The sequence below is a fragment of the Sphingomonas mangrovi genome (assembly GCF_047975845.1).
GTDB lineage: Bacteria > Pseudomonadota > Alphaproteobacteria > Sphingomonadales > Sphingomonadaceae > Sphingomonas.
The window spans coordinates 14,377-29,601 of sequence record NZ_JBIUCZ010000037.1; the positions used below are offsets into that span (position 1 = coordinate 14,377).

At 67.3% G+C, this 15,225-nt stretch carries 12 protein-coding genes; 4 read left to right on the plus strand and 8 right to left on the minus strand.

Annotation, left to right across the window (positions count from 1 at the left end; all coding sequences use genetic code 11):
- Positions 1 to 59: 59 nt before the first annotated feature.
- On the plus strand, positions 60 to 1,193 hold the full coding sequence (locus ACBY01_RS15010; protein ID WP_416461753.1) for an amidohydrolase family protein: 1,134 nt from the start codon (positions 60 to 62) through the stop codon (positions 1,191 to 1,193).
- Between the two features lie 18 nt (positions 1,194 to 1,211).
- Here ACBY01_RS15010 and agaR read toward each other — a convergent pair whose 3' ends face one another.
- Positions 1,212 to 1,985: a transcriptional repressor AgaR gene (agaR, locus tag ACBY01_RS15015; RefSeq protein WP_416461754.1), complete on the minus strand. Its 774-nt coding sequence runs from the start codon at positions 1,983 to 1,985 to the stop codon at positions 1,212 to 1,214.
- Positions 1,986 to 2,157: 172 nt separating this feature from the next.
- On the opposite strand from agaR, the gene ACBY01_RS15020 reads away from it, so the two are divergent.
- The 3 genes from ACBY01_RS15020 to ACBY01_RS15030 all read left to right on the plus strand — a co-directional run bounded on the left by ACBY01_RS15020 (position 2,158) and on the right by ACBY01_RS15030 (position 6,967).
- A complete protein-coding gene (locus tag ACBY01_RS15020; protein WP_416461755.1) occupies positions 2,158 to 5,064 on the plus strand; it encodes a TonB-dependent receptor in 2,907 nt (968 codons plus the stop codon).
- A 225-nt stretch (positions 5,065 to 5,289) separates the two neighbouring features.
- Entirely contained in the window at positions 5,290 to 5,742 is a 453-nt protein-coding gene (locus ACBY01_RS15025) for a MarR family winged helix-turn-helix transcriptional regulator (RefSeq protein WP_416461757.1), read from the plus strand.
- A gap of 40 nt (positions 5,743 to 5,782) precedes the next feature.
- A complete protein-coding gene (locus ACBY01_RS15030) occupies positions 5,783 to 6,967 on the plus strand; it encodes an FAD-dependent monooxygenase (protein ID WP_416461759.1) in 1,185 nt (394 codons plus the stop codon).
- Between the two features lie 113 nt (positions 6,968 to 7,080).
- Here ACBY01_RS15030 and ACBY01_RS15035 read toward each other — a convergent pair whose 3' ends face one another.
- The 7 genes from ACBY01_RS15035 to ACBY01_RS15065 form a co-directional block, all read right to left on the minus strand.
- Positions 7,081 to 7,599 carry a hypothetical protein gene (locus ACBY01_RS15035; protein ID WP_416461760.1) on the minus strand — a complete coding sequence of 173 codons (519 nt, stop codon included), beginning with the start codon at positions 7,597 to 7,599 and terminating at the stop codon, positions 7,081 to 7,083.
- Between the two features lie 201 nt (positions 7,600 to 7,800).
- Positions 7,801 to 9,477 (minus strand): amidohydrolase, encoded by a 1,677-nt coding sequence (locus tag ACBY01_RS15040; protein WP_416461761.1) that lies wholly within the window; start codon positions 9,475 to 9,477, stop codon positions 7,801 to 7,803.
- A gap of 160 nt (positions 9,478 to 9,637) precedes the next feature.
- A complete protein-coding gene (locus ACBY01_RS15045; protein WP_416461762.1) occupies positions 9,638 to 10,894 on the minus strand; it encodes a serine hydrolase domain-containing protein in 1,257 nt (418 codons plus the stop codon).
- A gap of 106 nt (positions 10,895 to 11,000) precedes the next feature.
- Positions 11,001 to 11,348 carry an AtuA-related protein gene (locus ACBY01_RS15050; protein ID WP_416461763.1) on the minus strand — a complete coding sequence of 116 codons (348 nt, stop codon included), beginning with the start codon at positions 11,346 to 11,348 and terminating at the stop codon, positions 11,001 to 11,003.
- Positions 11,345 to 12,694, minus strand: coding sequence for an acyclic terpene utilization AtuA family protein (locus ACBY01_RS15055; RefSeq protein WP_416461764.1), 1,350 nt, complete (start codon positions 12,692 to 12,694; stop codon positions 11,345 to 11,347). The genes ACBY01_RS15050 and ACBY01_RS15055 overlap by 4 nt, the downstream gene beginning before the upstream one ends.
- Positions 12,691 to 13,995, minus strand: coding sequence for a CitMHS family transporter (locus ACBY01_RS15060; RefSeq protein WP_416461765.1), 1,305 nt, complete (start codon positions 13,993 to 13,995; stop codon positions 12,691 to 12,693). Before ACBY01_RS15060 ends, ACBY01_RS15055 begins: the two co-directional genes overlap by 4 nt.
- A gap of 73 nt (positions 13,996 to 14,068) precedes the next feature.
- Positions 14,069 to 14,974 (minus strand): LysR family transcriptional regulator, encoded by a 906-nt coding sequence (locus ACBY01_RS15065; protein ID WP_416461766.1) that lies wholly within the window; start codon positions 14,972 to 14,974, stop codon positions 14,069 to 14,071.
- Positions 14,975 to 15,225 lie beyond the last annotated feature (251 nt).

Consider the following 15,225-nt stretch of genomic DNA (forward strand, 5'->3'; position numbering starts at 1 on the left):
AACAAAAAGCAGATCGCGAAAGCGCGTTTTGTTTCGTTTCAGCAGCGGAGAGACCGAAGATGACCCTTCTGGTGAGCATGACCGCCCTCGCAATGGCGCTCGGCAGCGCCCCCGCCGCCCTGCCCGCGGCACAGCCGGCGAGCGCCGCGACCTATTCGGAGGCCGATTTCGACACGGTGCGCAAGTTCGACGCGCATGTGCACGCCAACTGGGACGATCCGCGCTTCCTGGACGTCGCCCGCCGCGACAAGTTCGAGATGCTGTCGATCAACGTCGACTATCCCGATTTTCCGCCGCTGCCCGTCCAGGCGACCGTCGCGGACAAGATGCAGGCGGAGGATCGCGGCGAGTTCCACTATGCGACCACCTTCCCGATGGACGGGTTCGGCACGCCCGGCTGGACCGAACGCACCATCGCCGCGCTCGACAAGGCATTCGCCAACGGCGCGATCGCGGTGAAGGTGTGGAAGAACATCGGCATGGTCGCCACGGATGCCGAGGGCAAGCGCGTGTTCCTCGACGATCCGCGTTTCGACGGGGTGATGCGCCATCTCGAGCAGCGCAACATCCCCCTGATCGCGCACCAGGGGGAGCCGAAGAACTGCTGGCTGCCGCTCGACCAGATGACGACGGAGAACGACCGCGCCTATTTCGCGGCGCACCCCGAATATTACATGTACCTCCACCCGGAGGAGCCGAGCTACGAGGCGCTGATGCAGCACCGCGACCGCTTCGTCGCGCGCCATCCCAAGCTCGCCTTCGACGGTGCGCATCTGGCGAGTCTGGAGTGGAGCGTGGACGAACTCGCCGCCTTCTTCGATCGCTATCCCAATGCGGTGGCCGACCTGGCGGCGCGCTTCTCCAACCTTCAGGTCCAGTCGAACGCGAACCCGGAAAAGGTGCGCGCCTTCTTCCTCAAATACCAGGATCGCATCCTCTACGGGACCGACCTGACCGACAGCCCGCCGGACCCGGCGGCGCGGGCGCAGAACCCGCCGATAACCGACGACTTCGCGAAGGAAGCCGACCGGGTGTGGCGGGCCGACTGGCGCTATCTCGCCACGCCGCTCAGCCAGCGGGTCGATGCGATCGATGCCGACGCCAAGGGGCTGAACCTGCCGCGCGCGGTCGTCGACAAGATCTATTGGGGCAACGCCGCGCGCTTCTTCAAGCTCAAGCAGACGGCACGATAACGCCGCCCAGCGCCGCGATCAGGCGAGGTGCAGGCGGAATCCCAGGCGCTCGGCCGCCGCCTGCATCCCCTCCGCCTCGCCCGCGTCGGTGACGAGATCGTCGATGTCGCCGGCGTTCATGATGCGGTGCAGGCAGACGCGGCCGAACTTCGACCGGTCGGTGACGGCGATCACCTGACGGGCGGCCTTCACCATCTTGCGGTTGAGGATCGCCTCGGGCTCGAAATGGGTGGTGATGCCGCGCTCCAGGTCGAAGCCGTCGACACCCAGGAACAGCTTGTCGACATGCAGGTCGGCGAGCGCGCTTTCGGTCTGCCCGCCGTAGAAGGCGCGATTGCGCCGGCGCAGCGCCCCGCCCAGCATCACCACCGTGATCCGCTCCTTGCGGGCGAGCGCGCACAGGATGTCGAGATCGTTGGTGAGGACGGTGATCTCCTCGTCGTCGGGCAGGTGGTGCGCGATCTGGAGGGTGGTGGTGCCGGAATCGAGCACGACCGAATCCCCCGGCTGGACCATCGCCGCCGCACGCGCGCCGATCCGCGCCTTTTCGTCGATGTGGATCGCGCGCTTGGTCTCCACCGCGGGTTCGGAGACCATGTTGACCACATCGGCGGAGATCGCCCCGCCGTAGGAACGCTCCATCACGCCGCGCTGGGTCAGGAAATGCAGGTCCTTGCGGATCGTCTGCATGGAAACGCCGAACTTCGCGGCGAGCGGCGCTACCTGGACGCTGCCCTGCTCGCGCACCAGCGCGCTGATCCGCTGACGCCTTTCACTCGTGTCCCGGCTCATCGCCCCGTCGCTCCTTGTCGCGCCGGTCTTATCAGTGGGATTGGGCTGAGACAAGAAAGCCACACCTTTCGTTTCGTTTCTGTTTGACAGTTACATGACGGCCAATTTAGCTTGGCGAAAGATATCGAGCGCCTGCGATGCGCTGTCGAACGAAATTCATGAGGAGGGAGCGATGACGCAAGGACGCATGTGGCGACGACTGGCGCTTACCGGGATCAGCGCGGGGGCGCTTCTGGTCGCCAATGCCGCCTGGGCTCAGGACGCGCAGACGCCGGTCGCGCCGCAGGACGGCACCGCCGACACCGAGACCGCCGCCCCCTCGCCCGATCAGGTGCTCTCCGATCCCGCCGCGCAGACCGCCGGCGTCGCCCCGGGCGAGATCGTGGTCCGCGGCGTGCGCGGCAGCCTGTTGCGGTCGATCCAGGCGAAGCGCAACGCCGACACGATCGTCGACGCGATCTCCGCCGAGGAGCTCGGCAAGTTCCCCAACCGCAACGTCGCCGAGGCGCTGGCCAACATCCCCGGCGTGACCGTCGGGCGCGACGGCCGCGGCGAGGGGCGCAACATCACGGTCCGCGGCCTCGGCCAGAACTTCGCCATCACCACGCTCAACGGCCGCATCCTGCCGACCGACGGCTCCGACCGCTCCTTCGCCTTCGACGTGCTGCCGTCCGAAGTCATCTCCGGCGCCGAAGTGCAGAAGGCGGTGCGCGCCTCCGAGCTGGAGGGCAGCATCGGCGGCAACGTCGACCTGCGCACCGCGCGCCCGCTCGACCGCCCCGGCCTCCACGCCTCGGCGGGGATCGAGGGCCAGTACAACGATCTGGTCGACAAGGGCGGCTACAAGGTGACCGGCGTCGTCAGCACCACCTTCGCCGACGACACGATGGGCGTGCTCCTCGCCGGCAGCTACAACAAGTACAAGTTCCGCACCGACAACCTCGGCGAATATTCGATCACCGACGGGACGGAGGCCGGCTACGGCGTCGACTTCAACGGCGACGGGGCCATCAATCCGGACGAAAACGGCCCGGCCTATATCTGGCCGGACTATTACAGCGTCGGCTACGTCCGCGGCGAGCGCGAGCGGATCGGCGCGGCCGGTGCGTTCCAGTGGAAGCCGTCCGACCGCTTCGAGCTGACGATCGACGGGCTCTACAGCCATTTCGACGTGTCGCAGCACAACTACCGCTCGTCCAACTATCTCAACCCGCTGGGCGACGAGGGCGAACTGCGCTGGGATCCGGACTCGATCACCGTGGACGAGAACAACGTCGTCACCGGCTTCACCGTGAACGACATGGTCTCCGAAGTGCTGACCACCGACGAACCGCGGCGCAGCCAGACCTATCAGATCGGCGGCCGCATCGACTGGGAGGCGAGCGACCGGCTGACCTTCACCGCCGACGCCTATTACGGCAAGGCGCAGGACAACACCGGCGGCGACAACCGCTTCGTGGTCGCCGGCATCCCCGGCGCCTCGGCGAGCTTCGCCACGCGCCGCAACGGCATCCCGGATCTCGCGATCACGATTCCCGGCGGCCGCGGGCTGACCGACGCCACCGACGACGACTTCCGCGCGCACTACATCGGCATCCAGGGCCAGGACATCCAGGACCGCATCAAGAGCGCCAAGATCGACGGCCGCTACGACGTCGACAACGGCAATTTCAAGTCGATCGCCTTCGGCGTCGCCTGGACCGATCGCCAGAAGACGGTGGAGCAGATCGACAACCAGTACACGACCTCGTGCAACTATTGCGGCTATCCGTTCACCTTCGGCCAGATCGGCGCGAACGTGGTGCGGCCGCCGATGGGCGGCAACATCCTGTCGAAGCTGTCGGGCAATTTCCCGCGCAACCTGCCCTATTTCGACATCGACACCTATCTGGCGGCGCTGTCGCGTGCGGACGCCAACCCGGCGGTGCTCAACCCCAACAGCTGCCTTGACGCCGACGGCGCGCCGATCCCCAACTGCACGCTGTCGCCCTATCCCGCCGGCTATTCGAACCAGGTGATCGAGCCCAACCTGCCGGCGTCCTACCGCATCAAGGAACGGACCTGGGCGGGCTACGTCCAGTTCAACCTGGAGGGGCCGCGCTGGCGGGCCGACATCGGCGGGCGGCTGGTCGCCACCGACGTGTCGTCGGTCGGCAACGCCGCCACCATCGCGCGCATCATTCCGCGCGTGGGCACGCAGGACAATGACGTCGACTTCAACCCGGTCGAGCCGATCAACGGCGGCGGCGATTATCTGCGCCTGCTGCCGGCCGCCAACTTCGCCTACGACATCTCCGACGGCTTCCGAGTCCGGCTGGCCGCGTCGCAGGCGATCTCGCGTCCGACCTTCGGCGAGCTGTCGCCGGCGAAGGATGCGACCTCCGCACAGTCGGGCACGTTCATCATCTACGACGCCGGCAACCCCGATCTGGCGCCGACCGAGGCGGACCAGTTCGACGTCTCGCTGGAATATTACCCGTCGAACCGCCTCGCGCTGACCGCCGCCGGCTTCTTCAAGCACATCACCAACTTCGTCTCGGTGGTTCCGGTTGACGTGGTCATCACCCCGACCAACCAGCCGGCGAACCAGCAGCAGAACTTCGACTTCGTCGAATATCAGGTCATCAACGGCGAGAGCGCCAACGTGTACGGCGTCGAGGTCGGGGCGCAGTATTTCCTCGACAACGGCTTCGGCATCCAGGCGAACGCGACCTACAATCACTCGCGCGCGAAATCGGGCGACGTGACCACCGACCTGCCGGGCGCCATCCCCTTCTCCGCCAACGCCAAGCTGTTCTACGAGAACCACGGCATCGGCGCGCAGGTGTCGTACAGCTACCAGGGCGGCTTCACCTACGCACAGTCGGGGAACCTCGGCTACCTGCCGGTCGAGGAAGACGCCTATCACGAGGTGTCGTCCAGCCTGTCCTACGACGTGACGCCGAACATCTCCGCCTATGTCCAGGGATCGAACCTGCTGGGGTCGGCGGTGAAGCGGTTCAACACCTATCGCAACGTGCCGAACTTCTACGAATATTCGGGCCGCTCGTTCTTCGTGGGCCTGCGCGCCCGCCTGTAAGGGTGGACGGAAACGCCGGCAGGTGCGACATCATTGGGGGATATGCGACCGGTCGTGGCGCAGTCCCCCGCAGCACGAGGCGGGCCGCGCCCGGCCGCCCTTCGCACGACGGCTACGCTGCAGCATCCCAATCGGACGGGACGCTGATAGCAAGCCGGAGATTTCCGCCTCGCCGGCTCGCGCCAGAGGCGGCATAGATCGCGGATGGCAACTCGCGGTCCGACGATGAAAGACGCCGATCCGGTCCACCCAGAGGCAGCAATGGCGCCGGGCTATCTGGCCAACCACGCCGCGCGCGTCTTCAATCGCAACGTCGATGCCGCACTCCGCGAGCACGGTCTGTCCCTCAGCCTGCTCGCCCCCCTCCTGCTGCTGTCGTGGCAAGGACCGATGCGGCAACGCGACCTGGTCGTCGCATCGGCGGTGAAGCAGCCGGCGATGGTCGCACTGCTCGCCAAGCTGGAAGCCATGGAGTTGGTGACACGATCGCCCGCACCGGCCGATCGCCGTGCCGCGATCGTCGCGCTGACGGAGGCGGGAAGCCGCATGGCGGAGATCGGCGGCGATGCGCTGCGAACGGAGAACGCCCGCGGGCTCGCGGCACTTTCCGCGCAGGAAGGCGCGCTGCTGGTGTCGCTGCTCCAGCGCCTCATCGCCGGACTGGATCGCGGAACATAAACATCACGCGTGATGTTGATCGCGGCGAGGAGATTCGCCCATGCCTCGCCGCATCCTGATCACCGGCGCCAGTATCGCCGGCAACGCCACCGCCGCCTCGCTGGTCCGCCACGGCTTCGACGTCACGGTGGTCGAACGTGCGCCAGCGTTTCGGGAGGGCGGCCAGAACATCGACGTGCGCGGGGTCGGCCGCGACGTGCTGCGCCGCATGGGGCTGGAGCAGGCGGCGCTGGATCGCGGGACGGGCGAGGAAGGCACCGTCTGGGTCGAAGAGGACGGAACCGAGGCGGCGCGTTTCGAGACCGACGCGGCCACCGGCGACGGTCCGACCGCGGAGATGGAGATCCTGCGCGGCGATCTCGCCCGCCTGCTGTACGACGCGGCGAGGGACGATGCCACCTTCCGCTTCGGCGATCGCATCGCAGCGATCGCCGAGGACCCGCACACCGCGATCGTCACCTTCGAGAGCGGCGCCATCGAGCGTTACGATGCGGTGATCGTCGCCGAGGGGGTGGGCTCTTCGACGCGCGAACGGATCTTCGCCGGCGAAAACGACCCGCGCTGGCTCGACCTGACACTCGCCTATTTCACCATCCCGCGGACGCCGGGCGACGATCGGATGTGGCGCTGGTACAACGCGCCCGGCAAGCGCAGCGTCTCGCTGCGGCCCGATCGGCACGGCACGACGCGTGCGATGCTGTCGCTGCAGAAGCAAGCGGCGGGCGAGCAGGACTGGGACGTCGGCCGGCAAAAGGCATTTCTCCGCCGGTGCTTCGCCGATGCCGGGTGGGAGACGCCGCGCATCCTCGCGGCGATGGACGACACCGACGACTTCTACTTCGACGTGCTCCGCCAGGTACGGATGCCGCGCTGGTCCTCCGGCCGCGTGGTGCTGACCGGCGATGCGGCCTGGTGCGCGACGCCGGTCGCGGGCGTCGGCGCGACGCTGGCGGTGACCGGCGCCTATGTGCTGGCCGAGGAACTGGCGCGCCACGACAGCGTCGCCGCAGCGTTCGGGGCCTACGAACAGCACATGCGGCCGATGGTCGAGGACGGGCAAGCCGTCCCCAAGATCGCCCCGCGCCTGCTGCACCCCAGCAGCCGGCTCGGCATCCGCCTGCTCCACGGCGTCCTCGGCATCGCCAGCCAGAAGCCGATCCGCACGCTCGCCAGCAAAGTAGCCGGCGGGAAGGGCGAGGAGGTCGATCTGTCACGCTACACGTGACGCGCGGCCTCCGCTCAGACGGGAGGTCGGTAGCGGGGACGCGCGGCGACCGGGGGGATGGAAGCCAGAACGACGTACCTCAGATCCGCGCCGGCGAACCCCGGACCAGACACCTAATGCGCCACCATCTCGACCGACTCGTCCCGCGCGCCCAGCGGCACTGTCGCCGTCACCCGGTCGCCCCAGGCGATCCGCTCGATACCGGGGAAGTTCGTGAAGCCGAGGTTCAGCCTCCGCTGTTCGCCCGGCTTGAGGACGAGCCGGGTCGTCGGGGAGGACGTCCCCAAATCGTACAGGATTGGCGGTTCATCATTGTCCGTCCGCGTGTCGTCCCGGTCGACATAGGTCATGTCGACCGCAGTCCATAACGGCGCCTTGCCCAGCCGCTCGTGGTGCAACGCCAGGCGAGACAGGATCACCGACACCGGCGCGGCTCCCTCGTTCCGATAGACGATGTCGGCCCCTTGCGACGCCTCCGCCGCCCAGCTCGCCGTCAGGGTCGCACTGACGGTGCCATCGCGCAACACCGCAGACCCCATTTTGCCGCCCCACCAGATCGACCTGCCATCGACCGGCTCGAGACTGCCGCCGTCCTGCCCGCATCTAACCGCCAACAGGACGACCAGCAGCATCGCACCGACAGCCCTACCTCTCATGGCGCGCGCCTCAGCGTGCCGAGCGGTCGAACTGCAAGCCGTTGCGCTCCCTGGAATGCGGCCATCGCATTGAACGCGGGGAGCGACACGATCGGCGTCGTGCCTGCCGATGCCCAAAGCTTGGCGCGGCTACTTCGGAGCGCCATCTCAGCGAAATGGTGCGACCGGCGGGCCCCGTCAGGCGTCGGAAGCGGCATATCGTTCCCGGCCGTCGACGAAGGTCCGCAGGACGCGCGGGCGCAGATAGTCGGCCGGACCCGCGGTTAGGAGGTTGCGGTCGAGCAGGATGAAATCGCCGATCATACCCAGCGCTATACGGCCGAACCGATCCTCCTGGAAACCGGCGTAGGCGGCGGTGGCGGTGTAGGCGATCAGCGCGTCCTCGATCCCGACACGCTGTTCGGGATGCCACCCGCCCGGATTTGCGCCATCGATCGTCTGCCGCCGCACGGCCGCGTCGAGGCCGGTCATCGGATCGATCGGAGCGACCGGCCAGTCGGAGCCGAAACAGGTCGTGACCCCGCCCTCCAGCAAGGAGCGGAACGCATAGGTGCGGTTCAGTCGTTCCTCGCCGATGCGCTTCACCGCCCAGCGTCCGTCATCGACGGCGTGGTAGGGCTGGACGGATGCGATGATCCCTTGTGCGGCCATCCGACGAACGGCACCGGGCGCGAGATGCTGGGCATGTTCGATGCGGAAACGCCGGTCGCGAGCGCCGTTGCGGCGGACGGTGTCGGCGAAGATGTCGAGCACGACGTCGTTGGCCTCGTCCCCGATCGCATGGGCGGCGATCGCCAGGCCCGCCTTGTCCGCCGCCGGGATCCACTCGCGCATGTCCTCCACGCTCGTCGCCCAGACGCCGCGCTGGTCGGCCGCGTCGGCATAGGGTTCGTGGAAGCGGGCGGTGCGCGCGCCCAGGGACCCGTCGGACACGCACTTCAGCCCGCCCCACCGGACCCAGTCGTCGCCGGTGCCTTCGGTCCGGACCAGCTCGACCACCCGCTCCCAATCGCGCAGGGGGACGAGGGAGTTGAAGCGCAGTCCCGTCGGGCCGGCGCGGCGCAGGCGGCGGACCGCGTCGTGGACCGACCAGTTGACCTCGGTGTTGTGGACCTGCGTCACGCCCTTCGACAGCGCATGGTCGATCCCGGCGCGCAGCTGCCGGTCGATCGCGGCGTCGGACGGCTTCGGGATGACGCGCAGGACGGCGTCGCGCGCATTGTCCTTCAGCACCCCGGTGGGCTCGCCCCTGGCGTCGCGCTCGATGACTCCGCCCGCGGGGTCCGGCGTGTCGCGCGTGATGCCGGCCAGTCGAAGCGCCACCGAATTGAGGAACAGCGAGTGCAGGTCGGTGCGCGGGATGGCGACGGGCGTGTCCGGCGTCACGGCGTCGATCCACTCCCGGTGCGGAAGCACGCCGCCGAAACGCTGTTCGTCCCACGGTCCGCCCCGCAGCCATTCGCCCGGTGCCAGGGAGCGGACGGCGCGGCCGATGCGGTCGACGAACTCCGCACGCGAGGTCACGTCGAGAAGATCGGGCAACAGCAGGTCGGCTGCACCACGCAGAAAATGGGTGTGGCAATCGGTGATCGACGGCATGGCGAAGGCGCCTTGTCCGTCGATCGCCTGCGTCCGTCGCACCGTGCCGGCCCGAACCGCCGCCGCCCCGATCGCGACGATGCGGTTGCCGCGCACGCCGATCGCGTCGGTGAAGGCTCCGCGCTGCCCGGTCCATGCCCGGATGTTGAAGATCGCCAGGTCGAGGGCCCCTCCGGCGCTGCCTTGGGCAAAAGCGCGGCCGCACAGCAGGCCAGCCCCGACGCCGGCGAGAGCGGAACGGCGCGTGTAGGTCATGGTCGATCCCCTAGCGATTCGTGGTCGAGCCTATCGTTTCCGTGGCACCGTGCAGCGTCCAAGGCGCCGCCGGCCGAGCGGACCAAGCAAGGGCTGCGGTCGATCATTGCGGACGAACTGCCGGTCTTCTGCGGCCGGTCTGACGGATAGCGCCCGGTGTTCACCGCTTCGACGCGTTTTCCAGCGCGGCGTCGAGCGCCGTGTAGAAACTCTGGCGCCGGGTCGGACTGGTTTCCGCCGGATCCCGGAACTGCTTGCCAGGAAGGGCGGACAGGATGACGAGCACCGTCCGAGCCTTGGGGTTTATCCTCAGCACCTGCCCCGCGAACCCTTCCGCCGCATAGCTGCCATCGGCATAGGTCCACCACTGATAGCCATAGCCGCCGCCATCCAGATCGAACCGCGGCGCGCTCGGCGCGGTCGCCTGCGCCACCCAGCTTTCAGGGAGGATTCTGCGGCCACCCGCTACGCCGTCGGCGAGGATGAACATCCCGAACCGGCCGTAGTCGCGCAGCGATGCACTGGCGCTGCTTCCGGCGACCTCCTGACCGTCGTCCGATTCCAAGAGGAACAATGCGTCCTGTTCGGTGCCGATGCGCGACCAGATGCGGCTCGAACAATAGTCGGCAAGCCGACCGCCGATCGCCTTCGTCAGCATGCAGCCGATCACGAACGTGTCCGCGGTATTGTACGAATAGGCCGATCCGGGCTTCTGGACGCGGCGCAAGGTGCGCAGGTGTCGGAGGATGCCGCCCTTCTCCCGATCGGCGATGACCTTCTCGTAGTGGAGATTCACGTCGGCGTCCGGGTTTGTATAGTCCTCGTCCCACGCGACGCCGGACGTCATCATCAGGAGCTGCCGGAGCGTCACGTCGTCGTAGGCGCTGCCACGTAGCTCCGGAACATAGGTGCCGGCGGTGACATGGAGACCGGGAAGCAGTCGATCGTGGAGCGCACAGCCGACGAGCGTCGACGTCAGGGATTTCACCATCGACATCGACGTCCAGTGCTCATGCGGCGCAAGGCCCAGGCCGTAGCGCTCGAGATGCACGGTGCCATCCCGGATCGCGAGGAGCCCGGCGACATGCTCCAGGCGCAGGAAGTCGTCGAGCGTCTCCTCCCTGCCGGCATCCGTGTACGTGACTGTCGGGATCGGACGGTTCGGCAGAACGCTTTTCTGCGCGGCGCGCGGGATGCGCCGCGTCGCCAGGATCCGTTCCAGGCTCTTGTAGCCCTCCGCCTGCACGTTAGGCGACCACAGCAGCTTGTCGCGGCCGAGCAGCCGCGCGAGGAACCGCGCGTCGCTCTCGGTGCCGTGGATCTGGGTTTGCGCTTCGGCGGAGGCGAGTGGCGCCGCCGCTCCGAGCGCAAGGCCGGCCCCCAGCTTGAACGACTCTCTGCGCGAGGTGGTGATCATGATTTCCGCTCCAGAAGAGATGCCCGGCGCACACAAAGCGTCGGACAGATGCTCGTGCACACGCGCTTCGATGAGAGGGCGGCAACACCGCCGGCAGGACCCGCGGTCATCCTTCGCCCCCGCCTTCGAGCCTGCCCCACGCGGTCGTGGCGCGCGCGTGTACCGGCAGCGAAAGCAGCTGGCTGCCGAGAGTCTTGCCGTGCGGATCGAGCGCGAGCGACCGCGTCACGCCGCCCGCCAACGCCCCGACGAGAACGAAATTGAGCGCGCCGATGCCGGGCACTTCGAAGCGGCGCACCGAACAATGGTCGAGGCCGAGGTGCGAGCGCACCCGGTCTGCCGTCACGCTCTCGAACAGCAGCGGGTAATCGCGCTCGTCGAACGCGATGACGGAGATCTGGGATGTGTCCCCTTTATCCCCGGTACGAACATGCGCGATCTCCGACAGCTTCATGAGACCTCTTCGAAGTGGACGCTGGGCGTGACCAGTTGCCGGTCGATCAGCGTCGACGCCACGGCCACCACTTCGCGCACGGAGCCGGCAGCGCCGCCGCCGCCGGCGGGCCCGTTGGTGTACAGCGCCTCGACTTCGCTCACGATGCGTTGCGCGGTCGGGCCGTTCGGCGCGCGCCCGACGACGCGGATACGAACCTCGACGGGCTCCGGAACCGTCGCGTTCGTCCGGTTCACGGAGTCCACGCCGATGACGTCGAAGCGGAGATCTTGCGGGGAGATGAAACGCGTCAGGCGGGTGCGCAGAATGTCCAGCGCAAGCCGCCCCCGCGCAAGCGCGTTGGGGCCGGCGTACGAGATCTGCCCCTCGCCGATGAAGCCGTCGCTGTAGCCCAGCGACACCTTGAGCGAGTCCGGGCGCGCCGCGCCGTCCCCCCCGGAGAAGGCGATGCGGTTCTCGGCGACCTCCGAGAACCGCACCGACCGGATGTCGGCAACGACATCGGCCTGAAGATACGCGGCGGGATCCTGGATCTCGTAGAGCAGTTGCTGCTTGCACGTCGCCGTCGTGATCCGGCCGCCGCTTCCTTCGAGCTTCGTCAGGATCGCGGAGCCGTCGGGACTCACCTCCGCCAGCGGAAAGCCGAGATCGGCGAGCCCCGGCACATCGATCCGCCCCGGATCGGCGAAGTACCCGCCCGTCAACTGACCGGCACATTCGAGCAGGTGGCCGATGATGGTGCCCCGGCCAAGTCTGGTCCAGTCGTCGGGCCGCCAGCCGAATTCGTGGACGAGCGGCGCGAGGAACAGGGCCGGATCGCCCACCCGTCCGGTCAGGACGATGTCCGCGCCACCGGCCAGCGCTTCGACGATGCCGTCGGCCCCCAGATAAGCATTGGCGGCGATCAGGCGATCCTTCAGATCGGCCACGCTGCCGCCGCCGTCGAGCGGCGCTTGCGGGTGGTCAGCGACGTGCGAGAGCACATCGTCCCCCAGCACCGCCGCGACCCGGATGCCGCGAAGACCTAGATCGCGCGAGACCTTCACCGCGGTACGGGCTGCGGCGAGCGGGTTCGCAGCACCCATGTTGCTGATGATCTTGACGCCGTTCGCGCGGCACGCCGGCAACACCGCCCGCAGTCGATCTTCGAGCAGAAGATCGAACCCCTGGTCCGGGTCGCGCTGCCGCCGGCCGTGCGCGATCGCGATGGTCCGCTCGGCCAGACACTCGAAACACAGATAGTCGATTCGCCCGGAGGCAGCCAACGCCGCAGCCGGATCGATCCGATCTCCCGAATATCCGGCACCCGATCCCAGCCGCACGACAGGTCGCGAACCACGGTTCATATCGGCAAACGCCAGAGCAGCACTGCAGCGACCGTCATGACGAGACTGGCGCCGAACAGCCAGGGAATGGAAAACCGCTGGTGCGCGCCGAGATCGACTCCGGCCAGCCCGGCGATCAGGAAGGTCGCAGGCGTGAGCGGGCTGACGGGAAAGCCGGTGGTCATCTGCCCAAGCAACGCCGCGCGCGCAACCGACACCGGCTCGACCCCGAACTGCTCCGCCGTCGACGCCAGCACCGGAAGGATGCCGAAGTAGAAGGAGTCCGGATCGAACACCAAGCTGAGCGGCATGGCCACCAGCGCCAGCAGCACCGGGATACGGGTGCCGATCGACTCCGGGATGTGCGACGTCGCCGCGGACGCCATCGCCGCAATCATCCCCGATCCGGACATGATGCCGGTGAACGCCCCGGCGGCGAACAGAATTCCGACCATCAGGATCGCCGCGTTGGCGTGCGAATTGATGCGCTCCCGCTGCTCTGCCGCCGTCCGGAAATTGATTACCAGGGCGATGCAGGTGCCGATCATGAAGACGACCACCGGCTCGACGATGCCCGAGATCATCGCCGTGGCGACGAGCAGCGTGATGCCCAGGTTGATCCCCCACCGGCCTCGGCCGGATGCCGGCAGCGCATCGCGCGGAATGTCCGGTGCGGGTGCGGTGCTCGCCGAGATCTCGGGGCCCTCCGTTGCGAGCGCGAGGCGCCGCTCCTCCCGAATGCCGAGCCACCACGACACCGCGAACACAAAGATGAGGCCGGCGGCCTGCACGGCAATCATCGGCATGAAGATGTCGACCGGAGAAAGCTGAAGCGCCGCCCCGGCACGGATCGTCGGTCCGGTCCAAGGCAGGAAATTGACTCCGGCCGCGAGCGAGGCGGTGCACGCCAGGACGCGCCGGTCCATGCCGAGCCGGTCGTAGAGCGGCCGAAGCGCCGGGATCGTCACCAGGAAGCAGACGGCGCCCGACCCGTCGAGATGGATCAACAGGGCAAGCAGCGCCGTTCCAACGGTGATCCGCGAGGGGCGCTCTCCCACCACGCGCAGGATCCACTCGATGAACGGCTGCATCAGGCCGGCATCCGTCATGATCCCGAAGAACAGAATGGCGAAGAGGAACATGCCGGCGATCGGTGCGAGCTTTACGACCCCCGCCACGATCCAGCCTGACACGTCGCCTGCCTGCCCGATCGCGACCGCGCCGAGGCACGGGATCAGGATCAACGCTGCGATGGGCGAGATGCGATTGGAGAAAATGGCCGCCAGGACGCAAAGGAGCACCAATACGCCCGCGAGTGCCATCGTCTCTCCCCTCGAACCTGTCTGAGGGGTAGACGCCGCGTCCGTTTTCAACAATGTGAATTAACGGATGAACTTATCCAATAAGTGGATCATTGACGGTAAGTCTTTGGCTCAGGTGCGCTTTCAGCAGCCGGGCGGCGGGAGAGAGCGATCTTTGACGGGTCGTGGTGATGCCGATCTGCCGATGCACCACGGGATCGCACAACGGATGTGCCTCAATGTCCGGCTGGCTCAGCAGGGGCAAGGTCGATCGGGGTACCGCGCTGATCCCCAGCCCGGCCACGATGAAACCGCCCACGGTCGCAAGCTGCGCGCACTCGAACCGCGGTTTGGCGACGACACCCGCCTGTGCGAGCGCTCTGTCGGTCAGGCGGCGAACACTGCTCTGCGGGGCCATCGCAATGAACGGATGATCCTCGAAGATCGTCCAGCGATGCGCAGGTCCAGACGTGGCCAGTTCGCCTCGCTTGGCTACGAGAACGCATTCGTCGTTCAGCATCGCCTCGAACGCGAACTGATCCGTCCGGTCGGGTGGCGTCATGATGGCGATATCGATCCGTCGGTCGAGCATCTGTTGAAGCAGGTTGCCCGAGAGGCCTTCGTGGATGGTGAGTTCGACGTGCGGATGGTCGCCGCAGAAATCGGTCAGCGCGCGCGGAAGGAGGTTCGCAGCCATCGACGGCAACGCACCGATCGCCACCCGCCCGCGTTCGCCGGAAAACGACTGCGCAAGTTCAGCGAACGTATCTTCATAGTCGCGGACGAGGCGCTGGACCGCGGGAAGCAGAAGCTCGCCGGCCGCGGTCAGGCGCACGTTGCGCGTATCGCGATCGAACAATCGGACGCCGAGGTTCTCCTCGAGCAGCCGGATGGTACGACTGAGCGCGGGCTGCGACACCGCCGCGATCCGCGCGGTCTCACTGAAGCTCGAACTTTTCGCAACCTGCAGAAAGAGTTTCAGCGTCGCGACGCTTGGCAATCGCATCATCCTGCCCCCGTAAGGAAGCGCCTCTCATCCGACACCGTATCTCCGGGCTGCGGATTGGCAAGGTTGCGTCCGTCGCCACTGCCATCCCGATAGCGGATTGTCATGGAAAGCAGGCGGAACCTAGATCCTCAACCAGAGACTAGGTGTTTGATCCCACGGTTTGATGGTGCGATCCTTTCGTTGGAATGGAAGGAAGCCGTATGGGACAGCTACGTCACGGGAGCGCCACGACCACGCACGCC

Excerpts from the sequence above, each read along its gene's own strand:
- ACBY01_RS15045 (WP_416461762.1), bottom strand. The coding sequence starts at position 10,894 with ATGATCACCACCTCGCGCAGAGAGTCGTTCAAGCTGGGGGCCGGCCTT.
- ACBY01_RS15040 (WP_416461761.1), bottom strand. The coding sequence starts at position 9,477 with ATGACCTACACGCGCCGTTCCGCTCTCGCCGGCGTCGGGGCTGGCCTG.
- ACBY01_RS15030 (WP_416461759.1), top strand. The coding sequence starts at position 5,783 with ATGCCTCGCCGCATCCTGATCACCGGCGCCAGTATCGCCGGCAACGCC.
- agaR (WP_416461754.1), bottom strand. The coding sequence starts at position 1,985 with ATGAGCCGGGACACGAGTGAAAGGCGTCAGCGGATCAGCGCGCTGGTG.
- ACBY01_RS15035 (WP_416461760.1), bottom strand. The coding sequence starts at position 7,599 with ATGCTGCTGGTCGTCCTGTTGGCGGTTAGATGCGGGCAGGACGGCGGC.
- ACBY01_RS15010 (WP_416461753.1), top strand. The coding sequence starts at position 60 with ATGACCCTTCTGGTGAGCATGACCGCCCTCGCAATGGCGCTCGGCAGC.
- ACBY01_RS15050 (WP_416461763.1), bottom strand. The coding sequence starts at position 11,348 with ATGAAGCTGTCGGAGATCGCGCATGTTCGTACCGGGGATAAAGGGGAC.
- ACBY01_RS15020 (WP_416461755.1), top strand. The coding sequence starts at position 2,158 with ATGACGCAAGGACGCATGTGGCGACGACTGGCGCTTACCGGGATCAGC.
- ACBY01_RS15025 (WP_416461757.1), top strand. The coding sequence starts at position 5,290 with ATGAAAGACGCCGATCCGGTCCACCCAGAGGCAGCAATGGCGCCGGGC.
- ACBY01_RS15060 (WP_416461765.1), bottom strand. The coding sequence starts at position 13,995 with ATGGCACTCGCGGGCGTATTGGTGCTCCTTTGCGTCCTGGCGGCCATT.
- ACBY01_RS15055 (WP_416461764.1), bottom strand. The coding sequence starts at position 12,694 with ATGAACCGTGGTTCGCGACCTGTCGTGCGGCTGGGATCGGGTGCCGGA.